The sequence below is a fragment of the Paucibacter sp. TC2R-5 genome (assembly GCF_025717605.1).
In the GTDB taxonomy this organism is placed as follows: domain Bacteria; phylum Pseudomonadota; class Gammaproteobacteria; order Burkholderiales; family Burkholderiaceae_C; genus Paucibacter_A; species Paucibacter_A albus.
Genome location: NZ_JAJIRQ010000001.1, coordinates 537,470 through 563,630, shown reverse-complemented (window position 1 = coordinate 563,630; position 26,161 = coordinate 537,470). Strand labels below are relative to the sequence as shown.

The following is a 26,161-nucleotide window of genomic DNA, read 5'->3' as shown; positions in this document are numbered from 1 at the left end:
GTAGCCCATGCAGTTGCCCCTCATTTCCCCCGGTAAGAAATTCACGCAAGCAAGGCCGACCGGCTCGGCCGACGCATTGCTGCTGGCCCGCTTTGCCGTGCAGCAGATGGCTGCGGGGCGCATCACAGCGATCTTCACGGCCGAGCCGGGCGACACGCAGCGGCTCGAGGACGAGCTGAAATTCTTCGCGCCGCAGCTGCGCGTCGGCGTCTTCCCGGACTGGGAGACCCTGCCCTACGACACCTTCAGCCCGCACCAGGACTTGATCTCGGAGCGCCTGGCCACGCTCTGGCAGTTGCTGCAAAGTCGCGGCAAGCCGGCCGACCAACGCGAGCTGGATGTGGTTCTTTTGCCCGCTGCGACCGCGCTGACAAGGCTCGCGCCGCCGAGCTTTTTTGCAGCAACCACTTTCAACTTCAAGCAGCGTCAGCGCCTCGACGAGGCCGCGCTGAAGTCGCAGCTGACGCTGGCCGGCTACTCGCATGTCTCGCAAGTGGTGTCGCCGGGCGAATACGCGGTGCGCGGTGGCCTGATCGATCTGTTTCCGATGGGCTCCTTGGTGCCCTACCGGGTCGACCTGTTCGGCGATGAGGTCGACTCGATCCGCACCTTTGACCCCGACACCCAGCGCAGCCTCTACCCGGTGCCCGAGGTGCGGCTGCTACCGGGCCGTGAGTTCCCGATGGATGAGGCGGCTAGGAAGGCCTTTCGCTCGCGCTGGCGCGAGAAGATGGACGGCGACCCGACCCGCTCGCGCCTTTACAAAGACATCGACCAGGGCATTGCCTCCGGCGGCATCGAGTACTACCTGCCGATCTTTTTCGAGCAGACCGCAAGCATCTTCGAATTCCTGGGCGAGCAATGCGCATTGGCGCTGCACGGCGAGGTCGACGAGGCGCTGACGCGCTTTTGGACCGACACCCGCGAGCGCCATCGCTTTTTGCAGCATGACCCCGAGCGCCCCATCCTGGCGCCGGAAGAGCTCTTCCTCAAGGTCGAAGATTTTTTTGCGCTGACCCATGTGCATCCGGTGCTCGCGATCCGCGGCAACGAACCGGTCGACTACGCGCGTCCGCTGCCCGACGTCAGCGTCGAGCGCGGCGCACAGGAGCCGCTGGCGCGTTTGGCCGCGCATCTGAAAGCGACGCCGCACCGGGTCTTGCTGCTGGCCGAAAGCGAAGGCCGGCGCGAGAGCCTGCTGGAGCTGCTGCGCGACAACAAGATCGATCCGCCTTCGGTCGCGAATCTGGCCGAGTTCGAAGTTAGCACCGAGAAGTTCGCGATCACAGCGGCACCGCTGGCATCCGGCTTCTTCTGGTTCGAGCCCGAAGATGGCCGCCAGATTCAGCTCTTCACCGAGACCGAGCTGTTTGCAACCACGCCGACCACGCGCCGGCGCCGCAAGCAGGAGCAGGTGTCGGACGTCAATGCGCTGATCAAGGATCTGTCCGAGCTCAAGGTCGGCGACCCGGTGGTGCACAACAACCACGGCATCGGGCGCTACCAGGGCCTGATCAATATCGATATCGGCGACGGCCCGTCTGAGTTCTTGCACCTGATCTATGCCGATGAGGCGACGCTTTATGTGCCGGTCTCGCAGCTGCACCTGATCAGCCGCTACACCGGCGTGTCGGCCGAAGAAGCACCGCTGCACCGACTGGGCTCCGGCCAATGGGAAAAGGCCAAGCGCAAGGCGGCCGAGCAGGTGCGCGACACCGCCGCCGAATTACTCAATCTCTACGCCCGCAGAGCCGCCCGCGAAGGCCACGCGTTCAGATACTCCGGCCCCGACTACGAGGCCTTTGCCACCAGCTTCGGCTTTGAGGAGACGCCGGATCAGCGCGCCGCCATCCACGCGGTGATCCAGGACATGATCAGCCCCAAGCCAATGGACCGATTGGTCTGCGGCGATGTGGGCTTCGGCAAAACCGAGGTGGCGCTGCGCGCGGCCTTTGTGGCCGTGATGGGCGGCAAGCAGGTCGCCATCCTGGCGCCGACCACGCTGCTGGCCGAGCAGCATTACCAGAACATCGCTGACCGTTTCGGCAAATGGCCGGTGCGGGTGGCCGAGATGAGCCGCTTCCGCTCCGCCAAGGAGATCAAGGCGGCAATGGCGGGCCTGGCCGACGGCACCATCGACATCGTCATCGGCACCCACAAGCTGCTCAGCCCGGATGTGAAGTTCGCGCGGCTGGGCCTGCTGGTGATCGACGAAGAACACCGTTTTGGCGTGCGTCACAAAGAGCAGATGAAGGCGATGCGGGCCGAGGTCGATGTGCTCACCTTGACCGCCACGCCGATCCCGCGCACCTTGGGCATGGCGCTCGAAGGCCTGCGCGACTTGAGCGTTATCGCGACGGCACCGCAGCGCCGCCTGGCAATCAAGACCTTCGTGCGGGCCGAGAGCAGCGGCACGATACGCGAGGCGATTCTGCGCGAGTTGAAGCGCGGCGGTCAGGTCTACTTCCTGCACAACGAGGTCGAGACGATCGAGAACCGGCGCCAGAAGCTGGCCGAGCTGGTGCCCGAGGCCCGCATCATCATTGCCCATGGCCAGATGCCCGAGCGCGAGCTGGAGCGCGTGATGCGCGAGTTCGTCGGCGGCAAACACAATGTGCTGCTGTGCTCGACGATTATTGAAACCGGCATCGATGTGCCGAGCGCCAACACCATCATCATGGCGCGTGCCGACAAGTTCGGCCTGGCGCAGCTGCACCAGTTGCGCGGCCGGGTCGGACGCTCGCATCATCAGGCCTATGCCTATTTGCTGGTGCCCGATATCGAGGGGCTGACCAAGCAGGCGGCGCAGCGCTTGGACGCGATCCAGGCGATGGAGGAGTTAGGTTCGGGCTTCTACCTGGCCATGCATGACCTGGAAATTCGCGGTGCCGGCCAGATGCTGGGCGAAAACCAGAGCGGCAATATGATGGAAATCGGCTTTCAGCTCTATAACGAGATGCTGGCCGAGGCGGTGCGCGCGCTCAAGTCCGGCAAGGAACCCGATCTGCTCAGCCCGCTGGGCGCCGTCACCGAGATCAATCTGCACGCACCCGCCCTGCTGCCCGACGCCTACTGCGGCGACGTGCACCAGCGACTCTCGCTCTACAAGCGCCTGGCCTCGGCCGAGAAGAGCGAGCAGATCGACAAGTTGCTGGAAGAAGTCACCGACCGTTTCGGCAAGTTGCCCAGCCAGGGTCAGACCTTGTTCGATACGCACCGCCTGCGCGTGCTGGCCAAGCCATACGGCGTGGCCAAGATCGATGCCGCCCCGCTGGCGATGAATATCAACTTCCGCCCCAACCCACCGATCGACGCGATGCGGGTGATCGAGCTGGTGCAGAAGAACCGCAACATCAAACTGGTCGGCAACGACAAGCTGCGCATCGACAAGGCGCTGAGCGACCCCAAGGACCGGGCGCAGGCGATTCGCGAAGTGCTGCGGCTGCTGGGCGCTCCGATCAAACAAGACTAAGCGATAGAACTTCAAGATGACGACAACGAATTTAGTGCTGCAAGGCTTCACCCCACCGCTGGCCTTGGCCGACTTCAAACTCGCGGCCTTCGACATGGACTCGACGCTGATCAGCATCGAATGCATCGATGAGATCGCCGATGCGGCCGGCGCTAAGGCCGCGGTGGCGGCCATCACCGAGGCGGCGATGCGCGGCGAGATCACCGACTTCAAAGACAGCCTGCGCCGGCGCTTGGCGCTGCTCAAGGGCGTGCCGGTCACGGCGCTGGACGCCGTCTTGAAAGATCGTCTGCAGTTCAACCCCGGCGCGCGCGAGCTGTGCGCGGCGCTGAAGGCCGCCGGCGTCAAGCTGCTGCTGGTGTCGGGTGGCTTCACGTTTTTTACGTCTTATGTCGCCGCCGAGTTGGGCATGGACTTTGTGCGTAGCAATGAACTGGGCATCAAAGACGGTTTGCTGACCGGGGATTTGGTGATGCAAGACTGGGGCGATATCTGCGACGGCGAAGAAAAGCGCCGCATGATGCTGCAATGCGCGGCCGAGATTGGCTGCAGCCCCGAGCAATGCATCGCGGTCGGTGACGGCGCCAACGACCTCTTGATGATGGGCGCGGCCGGCCTGTCGGTGGCCTTCCACGCCAAACCCCGGGTGCGCGAGCAGGCGATGGTTGCGATCAACGCAGGCGGGCTGGAGCAGTTGCTGAGTTTGATGACTCGCAACTAAACCTAGCTAAAGCTGGCGTAGGATGGACTTGGACCATCCAAGCGAGCCCTAAGCTTATGCCTGATCACGCTGCCCCGCCCGCCTTGCCGCCTTTGGCGCCCCAGCAGCTATTCGACTCGCTGGATCAGGCCAGTCTTGGCCTGATCTGGGTGGATGAATCGGCAACGATTCGGCATTCCAATCACTATTTCCGCCAATTCAGCGTCGCGGCGGACTATCTGCACGAGTGCTTTCAAGATCTCAGCCTTGAACGCTGGCAGAACCTGATGCGCCAGGACGGCCCTCCCGAACTCAGGCAACAAACCTTGTTGCTGCAACTCACTCTGGCCGAGGGCGGCCAACGCAGCTTCGAGTTGCAGTTTCAGTCGCTGCCTGACGCCGAATCAAAACTGACCCTGATGCTGTTGCGCCCCATGGACGAGCGCATCGAGCGCGAGGCGGTCTCAGCACTCCAGCATGATGTATTGGAGGCCGTGGCGCTGGGGCGGCCGCTGCCGGTGGTGATGGACCTGCTGTGCCGGCGCGTTGAAGCCTTGGCACCGGACGTCATCTGCTCGGTGCTCGCGGTGGACGAGGCCGGTTTGCTGCACCCCTTGGCTGCGCCCAGCCTACCCTCCAATTTCAGCGCAGCCTTGGATGGGCTGGCCATAGGCCCATCGGTGGGCTCATGCGGCACGGCAGCCTTTCGAGGCCAAGCCGTGCAGGTCACTGATATTGCCAATGACCCCTTGTGGGCTGACTATCGGGCCTTGGCCCTGTCCTTTGGCCTGGGTGCTTGTTGGTCGACACCCATTTTTCTCAACCCGCAACGGGTCGGGGCGACCTTCGCACTCTATTACCGCGAGGCGCGCGTTGCGGCAGATTTTCACCGCCGCATGGTCGAGGCCTGCGAGCAGCTCTGCACGGTGGCGCTCAAGCATGACGAGCATCTGCGCCAAATCGAGCGCCTGGCCTATTTCGACGGTGTCACCGGCTTGCCCAATCGCACGCTCTTTGCCGATCGGGTTCGGCAGGGCTTGCCGCTGGCCGGGCGCACAGGCGCGCCCGCAGCACTCTTGTTGCTGGACTTGGATCGTTTTAAAACCGTCAACGACACCCTGGGCCACGCCAGCGGTGACGAGGTGCTGCGCCAAGCCGCGCTGCGCCTGAGTGCTTGCCTGCGCGAGGCAGACACCTTGGCGCGCTTTGGCGGCGATGAGTTTGTTGCCTGGTTGCCCGGCTGCAGCGCCAGCTATGCGATGCAGGTCGCGGCCAAGCTGCTGGCCAGCCTGGAGCTGCCGCTGGAGCTGACGGGCCAAGATGCACCGCTGCTGATCAGCGCCAGCATCGGTGTGAGCTGCTACCCCGATGACGGCCATGAGCTCGACAAGCTGCTCAAGCATGCCGACATCGCCATGTACGAAGCCAAGCGGGCCGGCCGCAATTGCGCGCGCTTTTACCTGCCGGCAATGAATCAAGCCCTGGACACCCGCATGGCGCTTGAAAGCGCGCTGCGCCTGGCGCTATCGAGCAATTCGCTGGCCCTGCACTATCAGCCCAAGGTGCGCTTGAGCGACGGCGCGCTGGTCGGTGCGGAGGCCTTGCTGCGCTGGTGGCATCCGCAACATGGCCAGGTGCCGCCCGACACCTTCATCCCCATGGCCGAAGAATGCGGCCTGGTCAACGCCTTGGATGCCTGGGTGCTGGAGGCGGCCTGCGCGCAACTGGCCAGCTGGCGCGAACAAGGGGTGCCTATTCAAGCGGTCGCGGTCAATGTCTCGCCCACCCGATTTCAGCAAGACGATGTGGCAGCGCATGTGCATTCGCTGCTGCAGAAACATGATTTGCGCGCCGAACAGATCACGCTGGAGATGACCGAACGCCTGCTGCTGGAGCATGAGACGCGCACCGTGGACCAGCTCAATCAGCTGCATTCAATGGGCGTGCGCTTGTCCATAGATGATTTCGGTACTGGCTACTCCAGCCTGAGCTATTTGAAGCGTCTGCCCGTCAGCGAGCTCAAGCTCGACAAAAGCTTTGTGCGCGATCTGGAGACCGACGCCGATGACCGCGCGCTGTCCAGCGCCGTGATCGGCATTGGCCGCGCCTTGGGCCTGGCCGTGGTGGCCGAAGGTGTCGAGACCGAGGGGCAGCGGCGCGTACTGATCGAAGCCGGCTGCGAAATCGCTCAAGGTTACTTTTTCGCCCGCCCACAGTCCGCGCAGGACTTGCAGGCCTGGCTCAAGCTTCGCTGACGAAAGTTACAGGCGATTTGCGCTGATCACCACGCCGTCGGCGTCGGCGTACAGCCAATCTCCAGGGCGAATGCTGACACCCTGAACCTGCAGCAGCACGTCGGCCAGACCTTGGCCCTTGCGATCGGTGGGCATAGGCACAAGGCCCAAGGCCAGAATGCCGACCTGCGCCTGCGCCAGCTCGGCCACATCGCGCACACAGCCATTGATCACAAGCCCGGCCCAGCCGTGATGGGCGGCGGCCATACCCAACTGCCCGCCCAGCAAAGCCCGCCGCAGCGAGCCGGCGCCATCGACCACCAAGACGCGCCCGTTTCCGGGACTCTCCACGGCGGCCTTGACCAGGCTATTGTCCTCAAAGCATTTGACCGTGCTGACTGGGCCAGCAAAGCGACTCAGTCCGCCATAACTGCGAAACACGCCGGGCATCCAACGGAAGTTGCCCGAGTCATCGCTTTTATGAGCATCGCAAAAATCACAGGTCGAAAACTCTTGATCCATCACGATTGCACCCCGCCATCGGCCAAAGGGTCGGTCAAAGGGTCGGCCAAGACCTTGATGCGCACGCCCTGCATGGACACGACCTGACCGGCGCGTATCTTGGCCGTCTTGCGCAGCTCGTCCTGCCCATTCACCTGCACATGGCCCTCGCTGATCAACACGCGGGCTCGGCCGCCGCTCTCGACCAAGCCATTGGCCTTGAGCAGCTTGTCCAACTCGATGTATTCGCCGCGTAGTTCAAATTCGATTTGAGAGATCTTCATGGCCGGATTGTCTCAAACCTGGCCGCCTCCATGCCAAAAGCAATGCCAACCATCGGCTAAGCTCGCGGCCATGCCATCTCCTACCGCCCCCAGCCCCGCCGGCCGCATATCCCTGCCCGAGTTGTTGCTGCTGGCCAGCGTCTTTGTCATCGCCGCCTGCGGCCTGGTCTACGAGCTGACGGCCGGTGCCTTGGCCAGTTACTTGCTCGGCGACTCGGTCCTGCAGTTCTCGACCATCATCGGCACCTATCTGTTCGCGATGGGCCTGGGTTCCTGGTTAAGCCGCTATTTGAAGCGCCAGTTGGTGGCGCAGTTCTTGAAGATCGAATTGCTGGTCGGCGTGATCGGCGGGCTGATGCCGGCCGCACTCTTTGTGGCCCACAGCCTGCTGCCGCCCGGCCAAGTGGCGGCCTTTCGGGTGCTGCTTTACGGCCTGGTGCTCTTGGTTGGCGCCTTGGTCGGGCTGGAAATTCCCTTGGTGATGCGCATCCTCAAAAAGCAGTTCAGCGAGCGCTATGAGCTGGGTGACTTGGTCTCGCAGGTGCTCACCTTTGATTACCTGGGCGCCCTGGTGGTGGCACTGGCTTTTCCGCTGCTGCTGGTACCGCATTTGGGACTGGTGCGCACGGGCCTGTTTTTTGGGCTCTTGAATGTGCTGGTGGCGATCTGGGCACTGTGGCTGTTTCGCTCGCAACTGCGCGCCTGGCGCGCCCATGCCTTGGCCTGCGCGGCCAGCTTGGGCCTGCTGCTGGTGGCGATGCTGGGTGCGGACCGACTGACGAGTTGGGCCGAGGACCGCTTCTACGGCGAGCACATTCTGGTGCGCGAAAGCTCAGACTACCAACGCGTCGTCGTCACCCAAGGCAATGCCGGCACGCGTCTGTTTTTGAACGGCAATTTGCAGTTCCATTCCAAAGACGAGTACCGCTATCACGAGGCCTTGGTGCACCCGGCCATGGCCGGCCACGGCGCGCCCCAAAAGGTCTTGGTGCTGGGTGGCGGCGACGGCATGGCCGTGCGGGAAGTATTGCGTTACCCCAGCGTGCAAAACGTCACCCTGGTCGAGCTGGACCCGCATATGACGCGGCTGTTCTCCACCCTGCCCCTGCTGCGCCAACTCAACAGCGATGCGCTACTTTCACCGAAGCTGCACATCGTCAATGCCGACGCCTTTGGCTGGCTGGAGCAACATGCCGGCTACTTCGATGTGATCGTGATCGACTTCCCCGACCCCAGCAATTTCGCGCTCGGCAAGCTCTACACCACGAGTTTTTATCAGTTGATCGACCAGCATTTGGCGGCCGGCGGCTACGCCGTGGTGCAGACCACCTCACCCTTGATCGCCAGGCGCAGCTTCTGGACGGTTGTCAGCACCTTGGAAGCGGCCGGCCTGACGACGACGCCCTACCACGCTCATGTGCCGAGTTTTGGCGAATGGGGCTTTGTGCTGGCCGGCCGACGGCCCTGGGTGCCACCGCGCGAACTACCCGCAGGCTTGAAGTTTCTGGACTTGGCAGGCCTGCCGGCACTGATGAACTTCCCGCCCGATATGGCGCGCGTGCCGACCGAGGTGAATCGTTTGTCGAACCAGCAATTGGTGCATGAGTTCGAGGCGGAATGGGGCAAGGTGCACTGATTGAAGCGGCGTGAGTTGTTAATAGGCAGCGGCGCGGCCCTGCTGGCCGGCTGCGCTCCTGCAGACGCGGCGTTAGCAGGAGGCTGGGTCGGCGGGGCAGATCTCGAGCGCGGCCACCGCCTGCGTGCACCTCTGCCCAAGGCCGGCGATGGCCCCATGCGCCGCACAAAAATTCTGATCATCGGCGGCGGCGTGTCCGGTCTTGCCTGCGCTCGCGCCCTGAGCCAGGCGGGCATGACAGACTTTGCATTGCTGGAACTAGAAGAGGCTTGCGGCGGCAACAGTCGCGCCCACAGCATGGGCGGCATGCCCTGCCCGACCGGCGCGCATTATTTGCCTTTGCCCGGTCCAGCTTCACCTGAGGTCTACCAGCTGCTTGAAGAGTTAGGTCTGGTGCGCCAGGTATTGGGTCGCGCGGTGTGGGACGAGCGCCATCTCTGCCACAGCCCGCAAGAGCGGCTGTTTTTGGACGGCACCTGGCACGAAGGCTTGTTGCCGCCGCCGCTCAGCGCGGCGGCAAGCGCGCAGCAGCAGATGTTCGAGCGCGCCGTTGACCAAGCGCAGGCGACACTGGGTTTTGCCATGCCGAGCCGGCGCGCGCGCTGGACGCCTGGGGCTACGGCGCTGGACAGCCAAACATTCGCCGCTTGGCTGACGCAGCAAGGCCTGCACGATGCCCAGCTGCTCTGGTATCTGGACTACTGTTGCCGCGACGACTACGGCGCGGGCATTCAAGACGTCTCAGCCTGGGCAGGGCTGCACTACTTCGCCAGCCGACATGGCTTTCACCCCGCCAACTCGAACAGCGAACGCGAGGCAGTCCTGACCTGGCCCCAAGGCAATGCCTTTTTGACCGATGCAATGGCCCAGCCCTTGGCCGAACAGATCCACAGCGGCCGCAGCGTGTTGCAGGTAGCACCCGGCAAACATCAGGTGGAGGTCTTGGCCTGGAACGAGGCCAAGCAGACGCCTGAGCGCTGGGTGGCCGATCAAGTCGTGTTGGCAACGCCGCTCTTCATCGCCAACCAACTGCTGGGCCAGGCGCTGACACCACTCAAGGCCGCCGCCCAGCATTTGCGCTATGCGCCTTGGTTGGTCACCAATCTTCAGCTCAAAGCCCCCCTGCTGCAGCGCACGGGCGCGCCGCCGTCCTGGGACAATGTGGTCTATGCCAGCCAAGCGCTGGGTTATGTGGACGCCATGCATCAAGCCCTCGTGCCCAAGGCCGGACCTACGGTGTTGAGCGCCTACTGGGCATTGCCGCAGGCTCGGCGCCGCGAATTACTGCAACAGGATTGGCGCCATTGGCTGCGCCTGGTGTTGGCGGATTTGGGCACCGTCCACCCCGATCTGGCCGCGAACTTGCAGCGCGCAGATCTGGCCCGCTGGGGTCATGCGATGAGCATCCCGGTACCGGGCGTGCGCAGCTCGGCGGCGCTGAGCGCCTTGCTGCAGCCGCAGGGCCGCCTGCACTTTGCGCACAGCGATCTGGCCGGCTACTCGGTCTTTGAGGAGGCTTACACGCGCGGCTATGAGCTGGGAGCGAGCCTGGCCGGAAGCCGAGGCTGAGCATGAGACCCCACTTCATCGCAGGGCAAAAGCCGCAGCTTGCAAGTAACGCGCATCACCATAGACGGCCCACTCCTCCTGGCATGCATGGACCAGCTTGATGGTGTGATCATCGTTGGACAGGCTTGCTTGCTTGGCCAGCGCGGGCCAACTCAGGCCCAGCTGATCCACAGGCGCTTCACGCCGCTGCACGCGCCCGGCCAGATAGGCGGCAACAAAGGCCTGGGTCAGTACAGCCTGGGCTGAGGCTTGAAACAGTGCGTCTTGCGGCAGCCAAGGCCCGAGAACACGCACAGCGCGCAGACCGGTGATCATGTGGAGCACGGTGAAATTGGCGCTGTGCAAGTAGTAGTCCAAGGCCAGGCTTGCCAGCTCCGCCACGCGAGCCAGCAAGGTCGGCGCAGGGGCCGGCGCCGACCAAACCGACTCGGCATACACAGGCCTGGCGCTGGCCTCCATCATGCGCAGAAAAATCAAGGGCGCCTCACTGCGCCAGGTGGACGCGCTGGCCACCAAACGCTCAGACCAAGCAGACAAGCTCAAGGGCTCGATACCACTGTGCACCAAAGGCGCCGGCAGTTGCTGCCAGCGGCTCGCCCAGTAGGCCAAAGCAGCGCCCAGCTCGCCGATGTGCCCGCCCTCTAAGGCATGAGCCAGCCGAATCGCACCGTGAAAGGCGACCGCCGAAACGCCCGGCAGCAGCTCGGGCAAGACCCGGCGCAGCAGCGCGTCCCGACCTTCCGCCGCCAAGGCCAAGTCAAAATAGCGGCGCAAGGCACTGTAGGCCGACCAGTCGCCCCGCAAGCTCAGCCAGTGCTGCGGCGGCGCGGCCGGAGACGGCGCCGCCATGCCTTCAAATCGACGGCCATAGCTATTGAAGAACTCGGCCATGCGCGCCTCGTCGGCACCCAGGCTGTGCAGGGCATGCAAGGCCATGGGCAGATGGCTGCTGAGTTGATCACCGTACTCGAGCGGAAATTGCCGCAAATTGAGTTCCAGCCAAGGGGCAAGTGCAGATGTGTGTGCTTGTTCGTGAGTCATGATGAGCTTGATTGAGCTAGCAAGGCCTCTATACTGAAAGTTCAAGTTAACTTGAAGTCAACATTTTTCTCGAACGAGGTCGCCCGTGCCCAGCTCTCCCGCCAAGCTTCAGGACGCTCAGACACGCCTGCCGATCGGCGAGGTCGTGCGGCGCAGCGGCATGGCCGCCAGTGCGCTGCGTTTTTACGAGGAACAAGGCCTGCTGGGCAGCCAGCGCAGCGAAGGCGGCCGGCGCCATTACGCGCGGGGAGATTTGCGCCGCATCGCCTTCATCCGCGCAGCACAAACGGTCGGGCTGAGCCTGGAACAAATTCGCGCTGCCATGAGCCAGTTGCCCGATGGGCGCACGCCCAACGCCGCCGACTGGCAGCGCCTGTCCAGCGGTTGGCGGCCGGTGTTGGATCAACGCATTGCCGAGCTGATCCAGTTGCGCGACACCTTGAGCGCCTGTATCGGCTGCGGCTGCTTGTCGCTGAGCAAATGCGCGCTCTACAACCCGGCCGACGCAGCCGCCAAGGCCGGACCCGGGGCCCGCTACCTGCTCGGTGACAGCGCGCAGGCCGTGATGGACGGGGCAGCTAAGTCAGGCCGCGCTGCAAAGTCTGCTGCTGCACCTGTTCGGGTGCGAAAGCCTTGATCAACTCGCCCATCAAGGCCCGCGCCTTGGCGCTATTGTCCAGGCCCATATTGCACACATAGACATCCAGCGTCACACCGCCCAACTCGGGCCAGGTGTGAACAGCCAGATGGGATTCGGCCAGCAGCACCACGCCAGTGATGCCGGACTGCGTTTCACCCGGAGCCGGCGTGAAGCGGTGAAACAACTCGGCCACAGCACCCAGCTCAGCCGCTGCCACCGCACCCACGCAAAGTGCTTGCAAGGCAGTCGGATCAAGCATCAATGCAAGGTCGGCTCGGACACCGCTCAAATCAGCGGTCAGGTGCAGGCCCCGCATATTGGCGCGGCCGGCTCAGCCGCCGGTGACGGGTGGGAAGAAGGCAACTTCGGCGCCGTCTTGGATGACGGCATCTTCGGCGCATAACTGCTGATTCAAGGCACAGCGGACCGCGCGACTGCGCGCCAGCAACTCGGCATGGGCGTCCGAACGGGCCAGCAGCAAGTCACGCAACTCACCAACCGTCGTGCCGGCCGCCAAGCTCAGCCTTTCACTCGCACCGAAGCGCTCGCGCAGTGATGCAAAGAAACGCAGATTGATGGTGATGGCATTCATGTCAGCAGTTCACTCATCGGCAAGTAACGCACAGAATGCCCGGCTTCAAAGGCCTGGCCGGCCGGATTGTCCAGCAGGCCATCGGCCCAGACGGCCGAGGTCAGCACACCCGAACTCTGATTGGGGAAAAGGTCCAAGCCGCCGGCCTCATTGAGCCGCACACGCAAAAACTCGCGCCGCCTGTCGGCTTTGGGCCAATCGAAATCGGCCCGCAACATAAAGCTGCGCGGCTGCAGCTTTGTAGCGCCCTGCATGCGCAGAATCACCGGCCTTACAGCCAAGGCAAAGGTGACGAAGCTGGAGACCGGATTACCGGGCAAGCCAATGAACCAAGCCCCGCCCACGCGACCGAAAGCCAGAGGCTTGCCAGGCTTGATCGCAATCTGCCACAAATCCAATGTGCCTTCGGCTTGTACGGCCGGACGCAGATGATCTTCCTCGCCGACCGAGACACCGCCCGAGGTGATGATCAGGTCGGCCAGGCCAGCCGCCTCGCGCAAGGCGGCACGGGTGGCGTCGAGCTTGTCGGGAACGATGCCTAAGTCGATCACCTCGCAGCCCAGGCCTTGCAGCATCGCGCGCAGCGTAAATCGGTTGGAGTTGTAAATGGCACCGGGCTTGAGGGGCTCGCCCGGCATCACCAACTCGTCACCGGTCGAGAACAGCGCCACGCGTGGACGGCGTGCGACCGTCAGCTCCGCCGCGCCCACCGAAGCGGCCAAGCCTAGAGCGGCAGCATCAAGCCGGCAGCCCGCCGCCAGCACCGTGGCGCCCTGCTGCACATCCTCGCCACGCCGCCGGATCCACTGACCCGCTTGCACCCGGGCATTGACGCGAACGCTGCCCAAACCCTCACTTGCAAGGTCCACGGCCAGCGCCTCGCACTGCTCTTGCATGACGACCGCATCGGCGCCAACGGGAATCTGCGCGCCGGTAAAAATGCGCGCGGCCGTGCCCGCCTGATGGACAGCGCCGACCACGCCGGCCGGTACGCGCTGAGCGACCGGCAAGACCGCGTCGCTTGCTGCCACATCGGCGGCGCACAGCGCATAACCATCCATGCTGCTGTTATCGGCCGGCGGCACATCGATCAGCGACACGACTGGCTCGAACAAGACCCGCCCCAAGGCATCGCCTGTCGGCAGGCATTCGCTCAAACCCAAGGGCTGGACGGTACTCAGCAAGCGCGCCAAGGCCTCGTCGAGGCTTTGCATGACCGGCCGCTTCACCGCCACTTCAGACATGAGCTTGGATGAAGGACTTGACCGCTTGGGCGTCCACCGGCATCACGCTCACCCGCTTGGGCAGAGACTCGATGTTCTCCAGACCGGCCGGGCGCGGCGGCGTCAAGCTCAAGGCCTCTTCAATCGTGGCAGCGAACTTCACCGGCAAGGCGGTCTCTAAGACCAGCATGGTGGTGCCTGGCTGGCGGCGCTCAAGCGCAACCTTCAGGCCGTCAGCGGTATGGGTGTCGACGATGGCGCCGTATTTTTCATAGGTCGAGCGGATCGTCGCCAAACGGTCGGCATGACTGCTGGAGCCGGAGACAAACCCATAGGGCTGAATCTGCGCATGCTCGGCGGCGCTGATCTCGAAACGTCCAGCCTTGGCGATGGCGTCATCAAACAGCGATTTCACCCTCGCGCCGTCGCGTCCCAAGAGGTCAAACACAAAGCGCTCGAAATTGCTCGCTTTGGAGATATCCATCGAAGGGCTGGAGGTCTCATGCGTGTCGGCGCTGCCGCGCACGCGATAGACGCCGGTGCGGAAAAACTCGTCCAGCACATCGTTCTCGTTCGTCGCCACCACCAGATTGGCGATCGGCAGCCCCATCATGCGCGCGACATGGCCGGCACAGACATTACCGAAATTGCCGGAAGGGACGGTGAAGCTGACCTTTTCGTCGTTCGACTTCGTGGCTTGGAAGTAGCCGGCGAAGTAATAAACAACTTGAGCGAGCAGACGCGCCCAATTGATCGAATTGACGGTGCCAATTTTGTACTTGCGTTTGAAGTCCAGATCGTTGGACACCGCCTTGACGATGTCCTGGCAATCATCGAACACACCTTCGATGGCGATATTGTGGATGTTCGCGTCTTGCAGGCTGAACATCTGCGCCTGCTGGAACGGGCTCATGCGGCCATGCGGGCTGAGCATGAAGACATTGACGCCTGCCTTGCCGCGCATCGCGTACTCGGCTGCGCTGCCGGTGTCACCCGAGGTCGCGCCGAGGATGTTGAGCGTCTCGCCACGGCGCTTCAACTCATACTCGAACAGCTGCCCGAGCAATTGCATGGCCATGTCCTTGAAGGCCAGCGTCGGGCCATTGGACAAGGCTTGCAGAGCCAAGCCGGGCTCCAAGACCTTCAGCGGCGTGATCTCAGGCGTGCCGAACACGGCCTCGGTATAGGTCCGGCGGGCAATCGCGCGCAAGTCTTCTGTCGGGATGTCGTCGATATAGAGCGACAAGATCTCGAAGGCCAGATCGGCGTAGCTTAAGGCTCGCCACTTGCTCAGCGTCGCTGCGTCGATCTGCGGATAGCTGACCGGCAAATACAGCCCACCATCGGGTGCCAGGCCTTCCAGCAGGATTTCGCAAAAAGCACGCTCGGTCTTGTCGCCACGGGTACTGAAGTACTTCATGCCAACTCTTCCTTGCGCAGTCGCACGATAGGCGCCAGCACCGTCGGCAGACCTTGCATGCGTGCCAAGGCCTTGTTCATACCGCCTTCGCTGGTTTCATGCGTCAGGATGATCAGATCGGTCTGACGCTCACCATCAGCAGATTCGCGTTGCAGCACCGCATCGATCGAGATATCGCTCTCGGCCAAGATAGTGGTGATGCTGGACAAGACGCCGGCCTCGTCGGCCACCCGTAAGCGCAGGTAGTAGCTGCTCAGCACATCTTCCATCGGCAGAATGGCGGTGTCGCTGATGGCATCGGGCTGGAAGGCCAGATGCGGCACGCGGTGATCGGGGTCAGCGGTGTGCAAGCGGGTGATGTCGACCAGGTCGGCGATGATGGCCGAAGCGGTCGGCTCGGCGCCCGCACCCTTGCCGTAGTACAGCGTGGTGCCGACAGCATCGCCCTGCACCACCACCGCATTCATCGCACCCTCCACATTGGCGATCAAGCGCGTGATCGGCACCAAGGTCGGGTGCACGCGCAGCTCAATGCCTTTCTCGCGACGGCGTGTCAAGCCCAAGAGCTTGATGCGGTAACCGAGTTGTTCGGCGTATTTGATGTCGGTCGCTTGCAGCTGGCTGATGCCCTCTACATGGGCCTTGTCGAACTGCACCGGCACACCGAAAGCGATCGCGCTCATGATGGTCAGCTTGTGCGCCGCGTCCACGCCTTCAACATCGAAGGTCGGGTCGGACTCGGCATAGCCCAGGCGCTGCGCCTCCTTCAACACGGTGGCAAAGTCCAGGCCCTTGCTGCGCATCTCGGAGAGGATGAAATTGGTCGTGCCGTTGATGATGCCGGCAATCCACTCAATGCGGTTGGCCGTCAGACCTTCACGCAAGGCTTTGATGATGGGAATGCCGCCGGCCACGGCCGCTTCGAAAGCAACCATCACGCCTTTTTCGCGTGCAGCCGCGAAGATCTCGGTGCCATGCACGGCCACGAGGGCCTTGTTGGCCGTCACCACATGCTTGCCGGCAGCAATCGCTTCCAGCACCAGCGTGCGCGCCAGGTCACAGCCACCGATGGTCTCGACGACGATGTCAATCTCGGGGTTGCGAATGATGTCGAAGGGGTCGGCCGTCACGGTCACACCCTCGCCGACGATTTGCTTGGCCAGCGCCACATTGCGGCGGCTCACCATCGTGATCTCGATGCCCCGGCCGGCGCGGCCACGGATTTCTTGGCTGTTGCGACGCAGCACATTGAAAGTGCCGCTGCCCACGGTACCAATGCCCAGCAGGCCAACTTTGATCGCTTTCATGGGAGTTCTCTCTGCTCTTCGCTAAAAAACTAAGGCGTCCGGCGACTAGCGCCCGGCCCGCTTGCGGTAATGCGTCAGGAAACGCTCGATTCGCCCCACCGCTTCCCGCAGGTCGTCGGAGTTGGGCAGAAAAACGAGCCGGAAATGATCGGGGGCTATCCAGTTGAAGCCCGTCCCTTGCACGATCAACACCTTTTCCTCGGCCAGCAATTCATAGGCGAATTGCTGGTCATCCTCGATCGGGTAGATCTTCGGGTCCAGGCGGGGGAACATATACAAAGCCGCTTTCGGCTTGACCACGCTGACGCCAGGAATCTGCGTCAGCAAGTCGTAGGCGAGGTCACGCTGGCGGCACAGGCGGCCGGTTGGTGCGACCAGGTCGTTGATGCTCTGGTAGCCGCCCAAGGCGGTCTGAATCGCCAACTGACCCGGCGTGTTGGCGCACAAGCGCATCGAGGCCAGCATATTCAGGCCGGTGATGTAGTCCTGCGCATGGCGCTTCTCGCCCGAAACAATCATCCAGCCGGCGCGGTAGCCGCAGGAGCGGTAGTTCTTGGACAGGCCGTTGAAGGTCACGAACAACACGTCATCAGCCAGCGAAGCCAGGCTGGTATGCACATTGCCGTCGTAGAGTGTCTTGTCGTAGATCTCGTCGGCAAAGATGATCAGTTGATGCTGGCGGGCAATCTCGACGATTTCCAGCAGCACGCTGTCAGGGTAAAGCGCGCCGGTCGGGTTGTTCGGGTTGATGACCACGATGCCCTTGGTATTGGGCGTGATCTTGCGACGGATGTCGGCCACATCCGGCATCCAGTCGGCTTGCTCGTCACACACATAATGCACAGGCCTTCCGCCGGCCAGGGCGACCGACGCTGTCCACAGCGGATAGTCGGGTGCTGGCACCAGGATTTCGTCGTCGCCGTTGAGCAGGGCATTCATGCTCATGGTGATCAACTCGGACGCGCCGTTGCCGAGGTAGACATCGTCGATGGTGACGCCGGCGATCTTCTTTTCTTGGCAGTAATGCACCACCGCCTTGCGCGGGGCGAACAGGCCCTTGGAGTCGGTGTAGCCAGCCGCAGCAGGCAGATTGCGGATCATGTCCTGCACGATCTCATCCGGCGGCTCGATACCGAAGGCGGCGATATTGCCGATGTTCAGCTTGATGATCTTGTGCCCCTCCTCCTCCATTTGCCGGGCCTTGTCGAGCACGGGTCCGCGGATGTCATAGCAGACATTGGCCAATTTGCGGGACTTGAGCATGGGCTTCAACAAGACTGGAACTCCTCAAACATGGCGGGGGGCGCGAGGGAAAGCGGCTCAGCGCGCAGAAATGCTGCGCCGCAAAACGTACAATTTAATCACAGGCTGGTGGCCCGGCGGCAAAGAGCGCCGCGAGCGCCGGCCGAACTCCTTGAAATTCGTCAGCCTTACCTCAACGCTTTAAGCGTCCTGATCCCGTCATGAAATTCCAACTCGATGAGCCGCAAGGCGGCAACAGCATTTCAAAGCATGATGGACGCACCGTTTGGGTCAACGGGGAAGCCTATGCGGCGAGCCTGCTCGTACCTTGGAAGGGCGAAGTACAGGCCTGGAGCTTGCAGCGCTTTGAAGACCTGACGGAGCTGCACTTCGAACAGATCTTGAGCCTGAAGCCCGAGTTGGTGATTTTCGGCAGCGGCGCTCGCATCAGGTTTGCCAAGCCGGCCTTGTACCAAAGCTTGATCCAGGCCCGGATCGGCGTGGAAACCATGGATCTGGCGGCGGCCTGCCGCACCTACAACGTACTGGCCAGCGAAGGGCGCAATGTTTTGGCGGCGCTTTTGATTGAGGCCTGAAAGCGGCCGCGCTTTTTAGGCAGGCCTCACGGGACTTGGCAGGGCCACAGAGCCGCTTGAGCCCTCGTCGCCGGACCGTCACGCCGAACAACGTATAATCAGCAGCTATGCCTACTCGGGCGCATCATACATACATCGCCAAATGACGCCAGCGCTCAACAAACCTCTCCCGGAAATTGAAGCCCTTGCCACGGGAGGCGTGAAGTTCACTCCGCACACCTACCTCGGACATGCCGTCGTGTTGTTCTTCTACCCGAAGGACAATACCCCGGGTTGTACCACCGAGGCGATGCAATTCCGTGACCGCTACAAAGACTTTGTGAAATCCGGCACGGTTGTGCTTGGAGTTTCGCGCGACAACATGGCTTCGCACGACAAGTTCAAGCAAACGCTTGAGCTGCCCTTCGAGCTGATTGCCGACACCGAAGAAAAGCTCTGCCATATGTTTGGCGTGGTCAAGAACAAGATCATGTACGGCAAAAAGGTCAAAGGCATCGAGCGCTCGACCTTCTTGATCGATGCGACCGGCGTGCTGCGAGCCGAATGGCGCGGCATCAAGGTCGCCGGCCATGTCGATGAAGTGCTGAAGGAAGTCGGCAACCTGAAGAAGGAAATTGCCTGAGCCTTGCACCCGCTGCATTGAACCCTCAGAAAACCGGCCCGCGCTGTCCAAGCCCGGCCGGTTTTTTCTTGGGCCAAGACCTTCATTTGGTGTCATCACGCTTTGTGCATAATGGGTCCATGCCCGAGAGCCGCAAAGCCAAACCCCAAAGCCGCACAGCTGTCTGTGCGGCTTTTGTTTTTTGCGCGCGACCAGATCGCCCTCGGTCCCCATTTTTCAACGCAGACTGACGCCCACCATGCCCCTGCCCAAGCCCCCGACCAAACGTGCCAGCCGCCTGGAGTCTTCCGCCTTCGAGGCCAACTTGGCCGTCAGCAAGCCTGATGCGCCGCGCAAGTCAGCGCCGCCTGTCGCCGCGGCCAAGGCGGCGCCCGCTGTCAGTCAGGCCGCGCCGGTTGCCGTTGCCAGCACCAAGCCAGCAGCCAGCAACAAGGCCGCAACGCCCGTAACGACCACCCAAGACGTGCAAACAACCTTTGCGCCGCCTCGCGCGACCGGCGCCAAGACCAGACCGGCAGCGACCACGGCCACCAAGCTCGCTTCGGCCGAGTCTGCCGCCCAGCCCAAGACCAGCAAGTCGAAGAAGGCGGCAGCGGCCGGCGCACCCAAGCTGTTTGTGCTGGACACCAATGTGCTGATGCATGACCCGATGTGCTTGTTCCGATTCGAGGAACACGACATCTATCTGCCCATGATCACGCTAGAGGAAATGGACGGCCACAAAAAGGGCATGACCGAGGTGGCGCGCAATGTGCGTCAGGTCAGCCGCGAACTGGACAACCTCGCCGGCGGCCTCAAGAGCAGTGGGCTGGAAGAAATGGCCAAGGGCCTGCCCTTGAACCACACCGGCCACCGCGAAGCCGGCGGCAAGCTGTTCTTCCAAACACAGTTGGTTGACGCGCCGCTGCCGCCGGGCCTGCCCCAAGGCAAGGCCGATAACCAGATCCTCGCGGTGGTGACGGCGCTGAAGCTGAAGGAGCCGGGCCGCGAGGTCGTGCTGGTGTCCAAGGACATCAATATGCGGATCAAGGCGCGTGCCCTGGGCCTGCCGACAGAGGACTACCGCAACGACAAGACGCTGGAAGACTCCGATCTGCTTTACACCGGCGTGCAAGCTCTGCCGGCCGACTTTTGGGAGCGCCACGGCAAGACCATGGAGAGCTGGAGCCAGGGTGGCATCACCTTCTACCGCATCAGCGGGCCACTGGTGCCGTCTCTGCTGGTCAATGAACTGATCTACCTGGAGGCCCCAGGTGCCGCGCCGCTCTATGCCAAGGTGCTGGAGATCACCGGCAAGACCGCCGTGCTGCGCACGCTGAAGGACTATGGCAATCAAAAGCACAAGGTCTGGGGAGTGACCGCCCGCAACCGCGAGCAGAACTTTGCGCTGAATTTGCTGATGGACCCCGATGTCGACTTCGTCACACTGACCGGCACGGCCGGCACCGGCAAGACCTTGATGACGCTGGCGGCGGGCCTCTCGCAAGTGCTGGATGAGCGGCGCTATTCCGAGATCATCGTCACCCGCGTGACCGTGCCGGTGGGCGAAGACATCGGTTTCTTGCCCGGCACCGAAGAAGAGAAGATGAGCCCCTGGATGGGCGCGCTGGACGACAATATGGAGGTGCTGGGTCGCGGCGATAACACCGCCGGCGAATGGGGTCGCGCGGCCACCAACGACTTGGTGCGCAGCAAGATCAAGATCAAGAGCATGAACTTCATGCGAGGCCGTACTTTCTTGAACAAATACGTGATCATCGATGAGGCGCAGAACCTGACGCCCAAGCAGATGAAGACGCTGATCACGCGTGCCGGCCCCGGCACCAAGATTGTTTGCCTGGGTAACTTGGCGCAGATCGACACGCCCTATCTGACCGAGGGTAGCTCGGGCCTGACCTTTGCGGTGGACCGCTTCAAGGGCTGGGCCCACAGCGGCCATGTGACGCTGGCGCGCGGCGAACGCTCAAGACTGGCGGATTTCGCCTCCGAAGTACTCTGAACTCGGGTAGCGTCCAGCTCTCACACAAGGGCGGCCGAGCGGTCGCCCTTTTCACTTTCCAAATCAAAAATGAGTTTCTACGTTTCAGATCTTGACGGCACCTTGCTGGACCAGCAGGGCAAGTTGGCACACAGCACCCGGGCCGGCCTGCTGCAACTCCTCGAACAAGGGCTGACCTTCACCGTCGCCAGCGCGCGCCATGTCTCTTCCATTCGCCAGATCCTGGGTGACTTGCCGCTGCGCCTACCCGTTATTTCGTCGAACGGCGCCTATATCAGCGAGATGGCAAGCGGCAGGCACGAACTGGTGCACGCGATCGAGCCGGCCTTGAGCAAAGCCGTGTTCGCGCTGATCCGCCAACACGGCCTGATGCCCTTTATATCCACCCATGGACCCAAGGGCGATCAGCTCTTCTACCAATCGGTGCACAACGAGGCGCAGCAAGCCTTTGTCGACGAGCGCAAGCGCAATGCCGACCCGCGCTTACGTCATACGGCCCGTCTGCAAGACGAGTTAGGGGTACCGGCCGTGACCTTTGTGGTGGTGGACCGCGAAGGGCCGCTGGCGGCGCTACAAGCCGCAATTGACGAGTTATGCGGGGATGCGGTGGAAACCCATCTCGCCGAAGATCTTTACAAGCCCGGATGGCCCTGGCTGACCGTGCACGACCGGCGCGCCACCAAGGACCAGGCCATCAAAACCTTGGCCGAACGCTACGGCCTGCAAGAACGCGAAGTGGTGGTGTTCGGCGATCATGTCAACGACATCAAAATGCTGCGCGCCGCACACCGCGGCATCGCCGTCGCCAACGCCATTGCGGCGGTCAAAGATGAAGCCCATCAGGTGATCGGGCCTCACCATGAAGACAGCGTGCTGCGCTTTATCGACGCTGACTGGAAGCGCTGAGGATCAAGCTCAGCGCCGATAGACAGAGCTCAAGCCTGCTTAAGCAAGCCGCCCAACATGCCGGCCAAATCACCCAAGCCGCCGGCACCAGCGGCCGGCACTTCGCCATGCGGCGTCAGCATATTGATGATCTCCGGCAACATCTGGCTGAGCTGCGAGCCGGCCTCGGCGTGCGAAACGCCGGCCTGCGCGGCCAATTGCGACATCAAATCACCGCCCAAGGCCGAGCTCAGTTGATCACCCGACACCGGCTGATTGGCACCATGCCCGACCCAGGACTGCACCTGCTCGCCCAAACCCGCACCTTCCAACTGCTTCAACAAGCCGCCCAAGCCGCCTTGCGCTGAGCCATTGGCCAGTAGACCCGAGACAATGCCGACCCAGTCCGGGCCGCTGCCGCCGTGCCCTTGCCCTTGACCCGCCAAGGCCTGCGTCGCAGCACCAATCAAAGAATCCATCAAACCCATAATGCGCTCCCCTATATACAAACACGATGCAATTCATCGCGTTCGGATTGTCTACGCGCAGCAGCGATCCCCTGTGAAAAAAAGTTAGGAGCCAACAAAATCACGCTTGGGCCTAACTGTTATCGGCCATTGACGAGCCACATCGGGCGAAACTCGGGATTACCCTGAATCCACGTTAAAATCTAAGCTCTAGATCCCGACTTGCTGCGGGCTTTCCCTTGCTTTCCCTTAGCTAGACGACTGACTGCTTGACACCTGCAACAGCCCCCGCCTAAGCTGCGCGCCGAACACCATGCTCGACGCCAGCCACTGCCACCCCTCCCCGCTCAAAACTATCTGGACCCTGCGCCGCCTGACGGCCAGCGCGGTCGGTTTGCTCTTGTGTGCCAGTACGGCAAGCCAAGCGCAAAACGCGCCGCCGCCCGGCATGGTCACCGGTGCCTTGGGTTGGAGTCTCGTGCAGGGCTCAACTGCGGCGAAAGCCGCGCCGCCACCAGCCCTTGTTGCGGCAGCAGCTGTTGCAACATCCGCATCGGCCGCTTCACCGAGCTCCGCCATTCAGCCCTCCGCGCTGAGTGCGACTGTGGCAAATCCGGCGGCTGATCCGGTCAGTCGGTTTCTGCAGGAACGGGGCTTCTTGTCGCAAGGGCAAATCGAGCCGGGCCGCTTGATGGAGCAGGTGCGTGACGCTGCATCCAATCTGGTGATCTCGTCGATGAACTTCCTGGGCGTGCGCTACACCCGAGGCGGCTCCTCGGTGGAAAGTGGCTTTGACTGCAGCGGCTTTACCCGCCATATTTTCGAGTCCAGCGTCGGCATGATCTTGCCGCGCCGCGCCGACGAACAGGCCAAGATGTCGAATCTGCTGACCGTCAAGCGGGACGAACTCAAGCCCGGCGATCTGGTGTTCTTCAATACGATGAAACGCACCTTCTCGCATGTGGGCATCTATGTGGGCGAAGGTAAGTTCATCCACTCACCCCGTGTCGGCGGCGCCGTACGGGTGGAAGATATGCGCGAAGCCTATTGGGCCAAACGCTTCACCGGCGCACGTCGCGCCGACCTGAAGTCGGCGGGAGCGGGAACCGTAGACAGTTCCCGCTGAACGGACTCTGCGCCAAAGTCTATTTCGAGGGCCGTAAAAAGTCGGCCTCCACCCAGGCCTGAGCGCTGCTCTCGGTCAATTTGAAACCGGCGCTGACCTTGACCTCGGCCAAGACATCGCCATCGGCATTCTTGGCGCTCAGCGTGGCGTAAGGGTTTTCTTCATCGGGCACGATGTCCAGCAGCACCGTCAAGCGGCCCTTCTCGCTGTCAATCTTCAGGCTCTTGTGCAGTTGCGCGTGTAGTTGCTGCTCATGACGACGCAAGACTTCTGAGGCCGTTTTCACCAAGGTGTGAAAGGCCGGGGCCGACAGCGGCTTGGGGTTCTTTTTATCGCGCCCCATGGTCCAAGGCCCAACCAGCGCCGGCTCGGCCTCGCCGGCCAAGGTCATCGCGACGGCCCAGCCTTCGTCATCTTCGTTCTTGATGACCTGGGCGGTCCAACGCTCGTCGCGCCAGCATAGGTCGCTCTGGGTCCAGGTTTCTTCGGCGTTCAACGCCATTTCGTTCAATGGTGATTCAAGCTGTATATCCATACAGCTACGATATCACGACATCTTGGCCACCAGGGTCAGAATGTCGTAACTGGCCACCATTTCTCCCCGCTGGTTCATCACCTGTACATCCCAGGCGACAACGCCCTGCGGCGGTTGATCCGGGCGATTGCCCCGGTCGATGCGGCGCTTGCAGGTCAGGCGCGCCTGAATCGTGTCGCCGATCGCCACCGGATTGACGAAACGCAGCGTGTCCAGGCCATAGTTGGCGAGTACCGGCCCCGGTGCCGGCGATACGAACAAGCCGGCAGCCGCCGACAGGACGAAATAGCCATGCGCAATGCGCTGGCCAAACTGTGTGTCTTTGGCGGCGATCGCATCAAAGTGCATATAAAAATAGTCGCCCGAAACACCGCCGAAATTGACGATATCGGCCTCGCTGACGGTGCGCCGGTGGGTCAGCAGCGAGTCGCCAATCTGGATTTCTTCAAAGTGCTTGCGGAACGGATGCACCGCATGCTCTTGCACCTTGGCACCGCGCTGGTACTCGCCGGTGATGGCGCTCAGCATGGTCGGGCTGCCCTGCACCGCGCAGCGCTGCAAATAATGCTTGATGGCCCGCGAACCACCCAACTCCTCGCCGCCGCCGGCGCGGCCCGGCCCGCCGTGTTTGAGCTGCGGCATCGGTGAGCCGTGGCCGGTCGACTCCTTGGCCGAATCGCGGTCCAGCACCAAGATGCGGCCGTGGAAGGCACCGGCGAAATAGACCGTTTGCGCCGCGATGGCCGGCGTCTTGGTGACCACCGAGGCCACCAGACTGCCGCGCCCTTTGGCGGCCAGACTCAAGGCCTGATCAAGATCGTCATAAGGCATCAAGGTCGAGACCGGGCCGAACGCCTCTAAGTTGTGGACCGCCTGATTGGCAAAGCCATCACGGCAGAGCAGCAAGGTCAGTGCGAAGAAACAGCCCTCGCTAACGCCCTCCCCGACCGGCGCAAAGCCATCGCGCTCACCGAAGATGACTTCATTGCCGGCGCTCAACGCTGCCAGCCGCTCGGCCACATCGGCCTGCTGAGCTTTCGAGGCCAGCGCGCCCATGCGCACACCGTCGACCGCCGGGTCACCGACCTTGATCTTGGCCAGCCGCTCACGCAGGGCCGAGGCAACCGCATCGATATGGCGGGCCGGCACGATGGCACGCCGAATGGCCGTGCATTTTTGCCCCGCCTTGGCCGTCATCTCGCGCGCCACTTCCTTGATGAACAGATCAAACTCCGGATCAGCCACCTCGACATCGGGCGCCAAGATAGCGCAATTCAGGCTGTCGGCCTCGGCGTTGAAGGGAATCGAGCGGCGCACCAGATTGGCATTCACGCGCAGCATCGCAGCCGTGTCGGCCGAACCGGTGAAGGTGACCACATCGGTCTCCTCCAATCGATCGAGCAGATCGCCGGAGCCGCCGATGATCAGCTGCAAAGCGCCGGCCGGCAGCAGGCCGCTGGCGTGAATCAGGCGCACGCAGGCCTCGGCGACAAAAGAGGTCGCGGTGGCGGGCTTGACGATGCAAGGCATACCGGCCAAAAAGCTCGGCGCAAACTTCTCCAACATGCCCCACATCGGGAAGTTGAAGGCATTGATGTGCACGGCCACGCCGCGCTTGGGCACCAGCACATGCGAGCCGATGAACTGCCCTTCTTTGCTCAAGGGGATGGCCGGGCCTTCATGCAACACATTGCTGGACGGCAACTCGCGCCGGCCTATGCTGGCGTAGGCAAAAAGGGTTCCGATGCCTCCTTCGATATCGATCCAGTTGTCGCTGCGCGTGCCGCCGGTATGGGCAGACACGGCGTAGAGCGACTCTTTGTGCTCCATCAAATAAGTGGCCAAGGCCTTCAGGCAGGCGGCGCGTTGCTGAAAGTCGAACTTCAGCAGAGCAGGCAAGGCCTGACCCCGCGCAAAGGCGAGGCTCTCGGCGAAGTCGATCTCGTCCGCATGCGTCTGCGCCACGATGCGGCCGTTGACGGCGCTGTGCAGGCTGCGCGCGGCCTGCGTGCCGACCCAGCGGTTGGCGATCAGGCTTTGAAGAATGGGGGCTTGGGTGTTCATCAATGT

General features: G+C 62.6%; 23 protein-coding genes. 11 read left to right on the top strand and 12 right to left on the bottom strand.

Annotated elements, in window-relative coordinates; translation table 11 throughout:
* Positions 1-7: 7 nt before the first annotated feature.
* The 3 genes from mfd to LNV08_RS02320 are packed head-to-tail and all read left to right on the top strand — an operon-like array spanning position 8 to position 6,427.
* On the top strand, positions 8-3,472 hold the full coding sequence (mfd, locus tag LNV08_RS02330; protein WP_263532032.1) for a transcription-repair coupling factor: 3,465 nt from the start codon (positions 8-10) through the stop codon (positions 3,470-3,472).
* A 16-nt stretch (positions 3,473-3,488) separates the two neighbouring features.
* Positions 3,489-4,193 (top strand): phosphoserine phosphatase SerB, encoded by a 705-nt coding sequence (gene serB / locus LNV08_RS02325; RefSeq protein WP_263532031.1) that lies wholly within the window; start codon positions 3,489-3,491, stop codon positions 4,191-4,193.
* 56 nt (positions 4,194-4,249) lie between these two features.
* Positions 4,250-6,427 (top strand): putative bifunctional diguanylate cyclase/phosphodiesterase, encoded by a 2,178-nt coding sequence (locus LNV08_RS02320; protein WP_263532030.1) that lies wholly within the window; start codon positions 4,250-4,252, stop codon positions 6,425-6,427.
* Between the two features lie 6 nt (positions 6,428-6,433).
* On the opposite strand, the gene rraA is transcribed toward LNV08_RS02320, so the two are convergent.
* Both rraA and LNV08_RS02310 read right to left on the bottom strand, forming a co-directional pair.
* Positions 6,434-6,928, bottom strand: a complete 495-nt coding sequence (rraA, locus tag LNV08_RS02315; RefSeq protein WP_263532029.1) for a ribonuclease E activity regulator RraA — start codon at positions 6,926-6,928, stop codon at positions 6,434-6,436.
* Complete coding sequence (locus LNV08_RS02310; protein WP_263532296.1) at positions 6,928-7,185, bottom strand: RNA-binding S4 domain-containing protein; 258 nt, start codon at positions 7,183-7,185, stop codon at positions 6,928-6,930. The genes rraA and LNV08_RS02310 overlap by 1 nt, the downstream gene beginning before the upstream one ends.
* A gap of 76 nt (positions 7,186-7,261) precedes the next feature.
* Between LNV08_RS02310 and LNV08_RS02305 the strand changes: the two genes are divergently transcribed.
* Both LNV08_RS02305 and LNV08_RS02300 read left to right on the top strand, forming a co-directional pair.
* Positions 7,262-8,827: a polyamine aminopropyltransferase gene (locus tag LNV08_RS02305; RefSeq protein WP_263532028.1), complete on the top strand. Its 1,566-nt coding sequence runs from the start codon at positions 7,262-7,264 to the stop codon at positions 8,825-8,827.
* A 15-nt stretch (positions 8,828-8,842) separates the two neighbouring features.
* Entirely contained in the window at positions 8,843-10,396 is a 1,554-nt protein-coding gene (locus tag LNV08_RS02300; protein WP_263532027.1) for a flavin monoamine oxidase family protein, read from the top strand.
* Between the two features lie 15 nt (positions 10,397-10,411).
* Here LNV08_RS02300 and LNV08_RS02295 read toward each other — a convergent pair whose 3' ends face one another.
* Complete coding sequence (locus tag LNV08_RS02295; protein ID WP_263532026.1) at positions 10,412-11,437, bottom strand: questin oxidase family protein; 1,026 nt, start codon at positions 11,435-11,437, stop codon at positions 10,412-10,414.
* 85 nt (positions 11,438-11,522) lie between these two features.
* Between LNV08_RS02295 and soxR the strand changes: the two genes are divergently transcribed.
* Positions 11,523-12,074, top strand: a complete 552-nt coding sequence (soxR, locus tag LNV08_RS02290) for a redox-sensitive transcriptional activator SoxR (RefSeq protein ID WP_318014087.1) — start codon at positions 11,523-11,525, stop codon at positions 12,072-12,074.
* Here soxR and LNV08_RS02285 read toward each other — a convergent pair.
* From LNV08_RS02285 to LNV08_RS02260, 6 genes are all read right to left on the bottom strand, one after another.
* Positions 12,016-12,336: an S-adenosylmethionine decarboxylase gene (locus tag LNV08_RS02285; protein WP_318014086.1), complete on the bottom strand. Its 321-nt coding sequence runs from the start codon at positions 12,334-12,336 to the stop codon at positions 12,016-12,018. The two genes, soxR and LNV08_RS02285, sit on opposite strands and share 59 nt — an antisense overlap.
* A gap of 72 nt (positions 12,337-12,408) precedes the next feature.
* Positions 12,409-12,669, bottom strand: coding sequence for a molybdopterin converting factor subunit 1 (gene moaD, locus LNV08_RS02280; RefSeq protein WP_414858665.1), 261 nt, complete (start codon positions 12,667-12,669; stop codon positions 12,409-12,411).
* Positions 12,666-13,913: a gephyrin-like molybdotransferase Glp gene (glp, locus tag LNV08_RS02275; protein WP_263532024.1), complete on the bottom strand. Its 1,248-nt coding sequence runs from the start codon at positions 13,911-13,913 to the stop codon at positions 12,666-12,668. Before glp ends, moaD begins: the two co-directional genes overlap by 4 nt.
* A complete protein-coding gene (gene thrC, locus LNV08_RS02270) occupies positions 13,906-15,312 on the bottom strand; it encodes a threonine synthase (RefSeq protein ID WP_263532023.1) in 1,407 nt (468 codons plus the stop codon). Before thrC ends, glp begins: the two co-directional genes overlap by 8 nt.
* Positions 15,309-16,619 carry a homoserine dehydrogenase gene (locus LNV08_RS02265; RefSeq protein ID WP_263532022.1) on the bottom strand — a complete coding sequence of 437 codons (1,311 nt, stop codon included), beginning with the start codon at positions 16,617-16,619 and terminating at the stop codon, positions 15,309-15,311. The genes thrC and LNV08_RS02265 overlap by 4 nt, the downstream gene beginning before the upstream one ends.
* A 45-nt stretch (positions 16,620-16,664) precedes the next feature.
* Positions 16,665-17,891 (bottom strand): pyridoxal phosphate-dependent aminotransferase, encoded by a 1,227-nt coding sequence (locus LNV08_RS02260; RefSeq protein ID WP_263532293.1) that lies wholly within the window; start codon positions 17,889-17,891, stop codon positions 16,665-16,667.
* A 191-nt stretch (positions 17,892-18,082) separates the two neighbouring features.
* Between LNV08_RS02260 and LNV08_RS02255 the strand changes: the two genes are divergently transcribed.
* The 4 genes from LNV08_RS02255 to LNV08_RS02240 all read left to right on the top strand — a co-directional run bounded on the left by LNV08_RS02255 (position 18,083) and on the right by LNV08_RS02240 (position 21,984).
* On the top strand, positions 18,083-18,457 hold the full coding sequence (locus LNV08_RS02255; RefSeq protein ID WP_263532021.1) for an Mth938-like domain-containing protein: 375 nt from the start codon (positions 18,083-18,085) through the stop codon (positions 18,455-18,457).
* A 142-nt stretch (positions 18,458-18,599) separates the two neighbouring features.
* Positions 18,600-19,079 (top strand): peroxiredoxin, encoded by a 480-nt coding sequence (locus tag LNV08_RS02250; RefSeq protein ID WP_263532020.1) that lies wholly within the window; start codon positions 18,600-18,602, stop codon positions 19,077-19,079.
* A 238-nt stretch (positions 19,080-19,317) separates the two neighbouring features.
* Positions 19,318-21,078 (top strand): PhoH family protein, encoded by a 1,761-nt coding sequence (locus tag LNV08_RS02245; protein WP_263532019.1) that lies wholly within the window; start codon positions 19,318-19,320, stop codon positions 21,076-21,078.
* A gap of 69 nt (positions 21,079-21,147) precedes the next feature.
* Positions 21,148-21,984 carry an HAD-IIB family hydrolase gene (locus LNV08_RS02240; RefSeq protein ID WP_263532018.1) on the top strand — a complete coding sequence of 279 codons (837 nt, stop codon included), beginning with the start codon at positions 21,148-21,150 and terminating at the stop codon, positions 21,982-21,984.
* A gap of 29 nt (positions 21,985-22,013) precedes the next feature.
* Here LNV08_RS02240 and LNV08_RS02235 read toward each other — a convergent pair whose 3' ends face one another.
* A complete protein-coding gene (locus LNV08_RS02235; protein WP_263532017.1) occupies positions 22,014-22,442 on the bottom strand; it encodes a YidB family protein in 429 nt (142 codons plus the stop codon).
* A gap of 301 nt (positions 22,443-22,743) precedes the next feature.
* Between LNV08_RS02235 and LNV08_RS23035 the strand changes: the two genes are divergently transcribed.
* Complete coding sequence (locus LNV08_RS23035) at positions 22,744-23,556, top strand: C40 family peptidase (RefSeq protein ID WP_318014085.1); 813 nt, start codon at positions 22,744-22,746, stop codon at positions 23,554-23,556.
* Between the two features lie 19 nt (positions 23,557-23,575).
* Here LNV08_RS23035 and LNV08_RS02225 read toward each other — a convergent pair whose 3' ends face one another.
* Together LNV08_RS02225 and paaZ are read right to left on the bottom strand one after the other, a co-directional pair.
* Positions 23,576-24,058, bottom strand: a complete 483-nt coding sequence (locus LNV08_RS02225) for a hypothetical protein (protein ID WP_263532291.1) — start codon at positions 24,056-24,058, stop codon at positions 23,576-23,578.
* Between the two features lie 45 nt (positions 24,059-24,103).
* Positions 24,104-26,155, bottom strand: a complete 2,052-nt coding sequence (gene paaZ / locus LNV08_RS02220; protein ID WP_263532016.1) for a phenylacetic acid degradation bifunctional protein PaaZ — start codon at positions 26,153-26,155, stop codon at positions 24,104-24,106.
* Between the last annotated feature and the right edge of the window lie 6 nt (positions 26,156-26,161).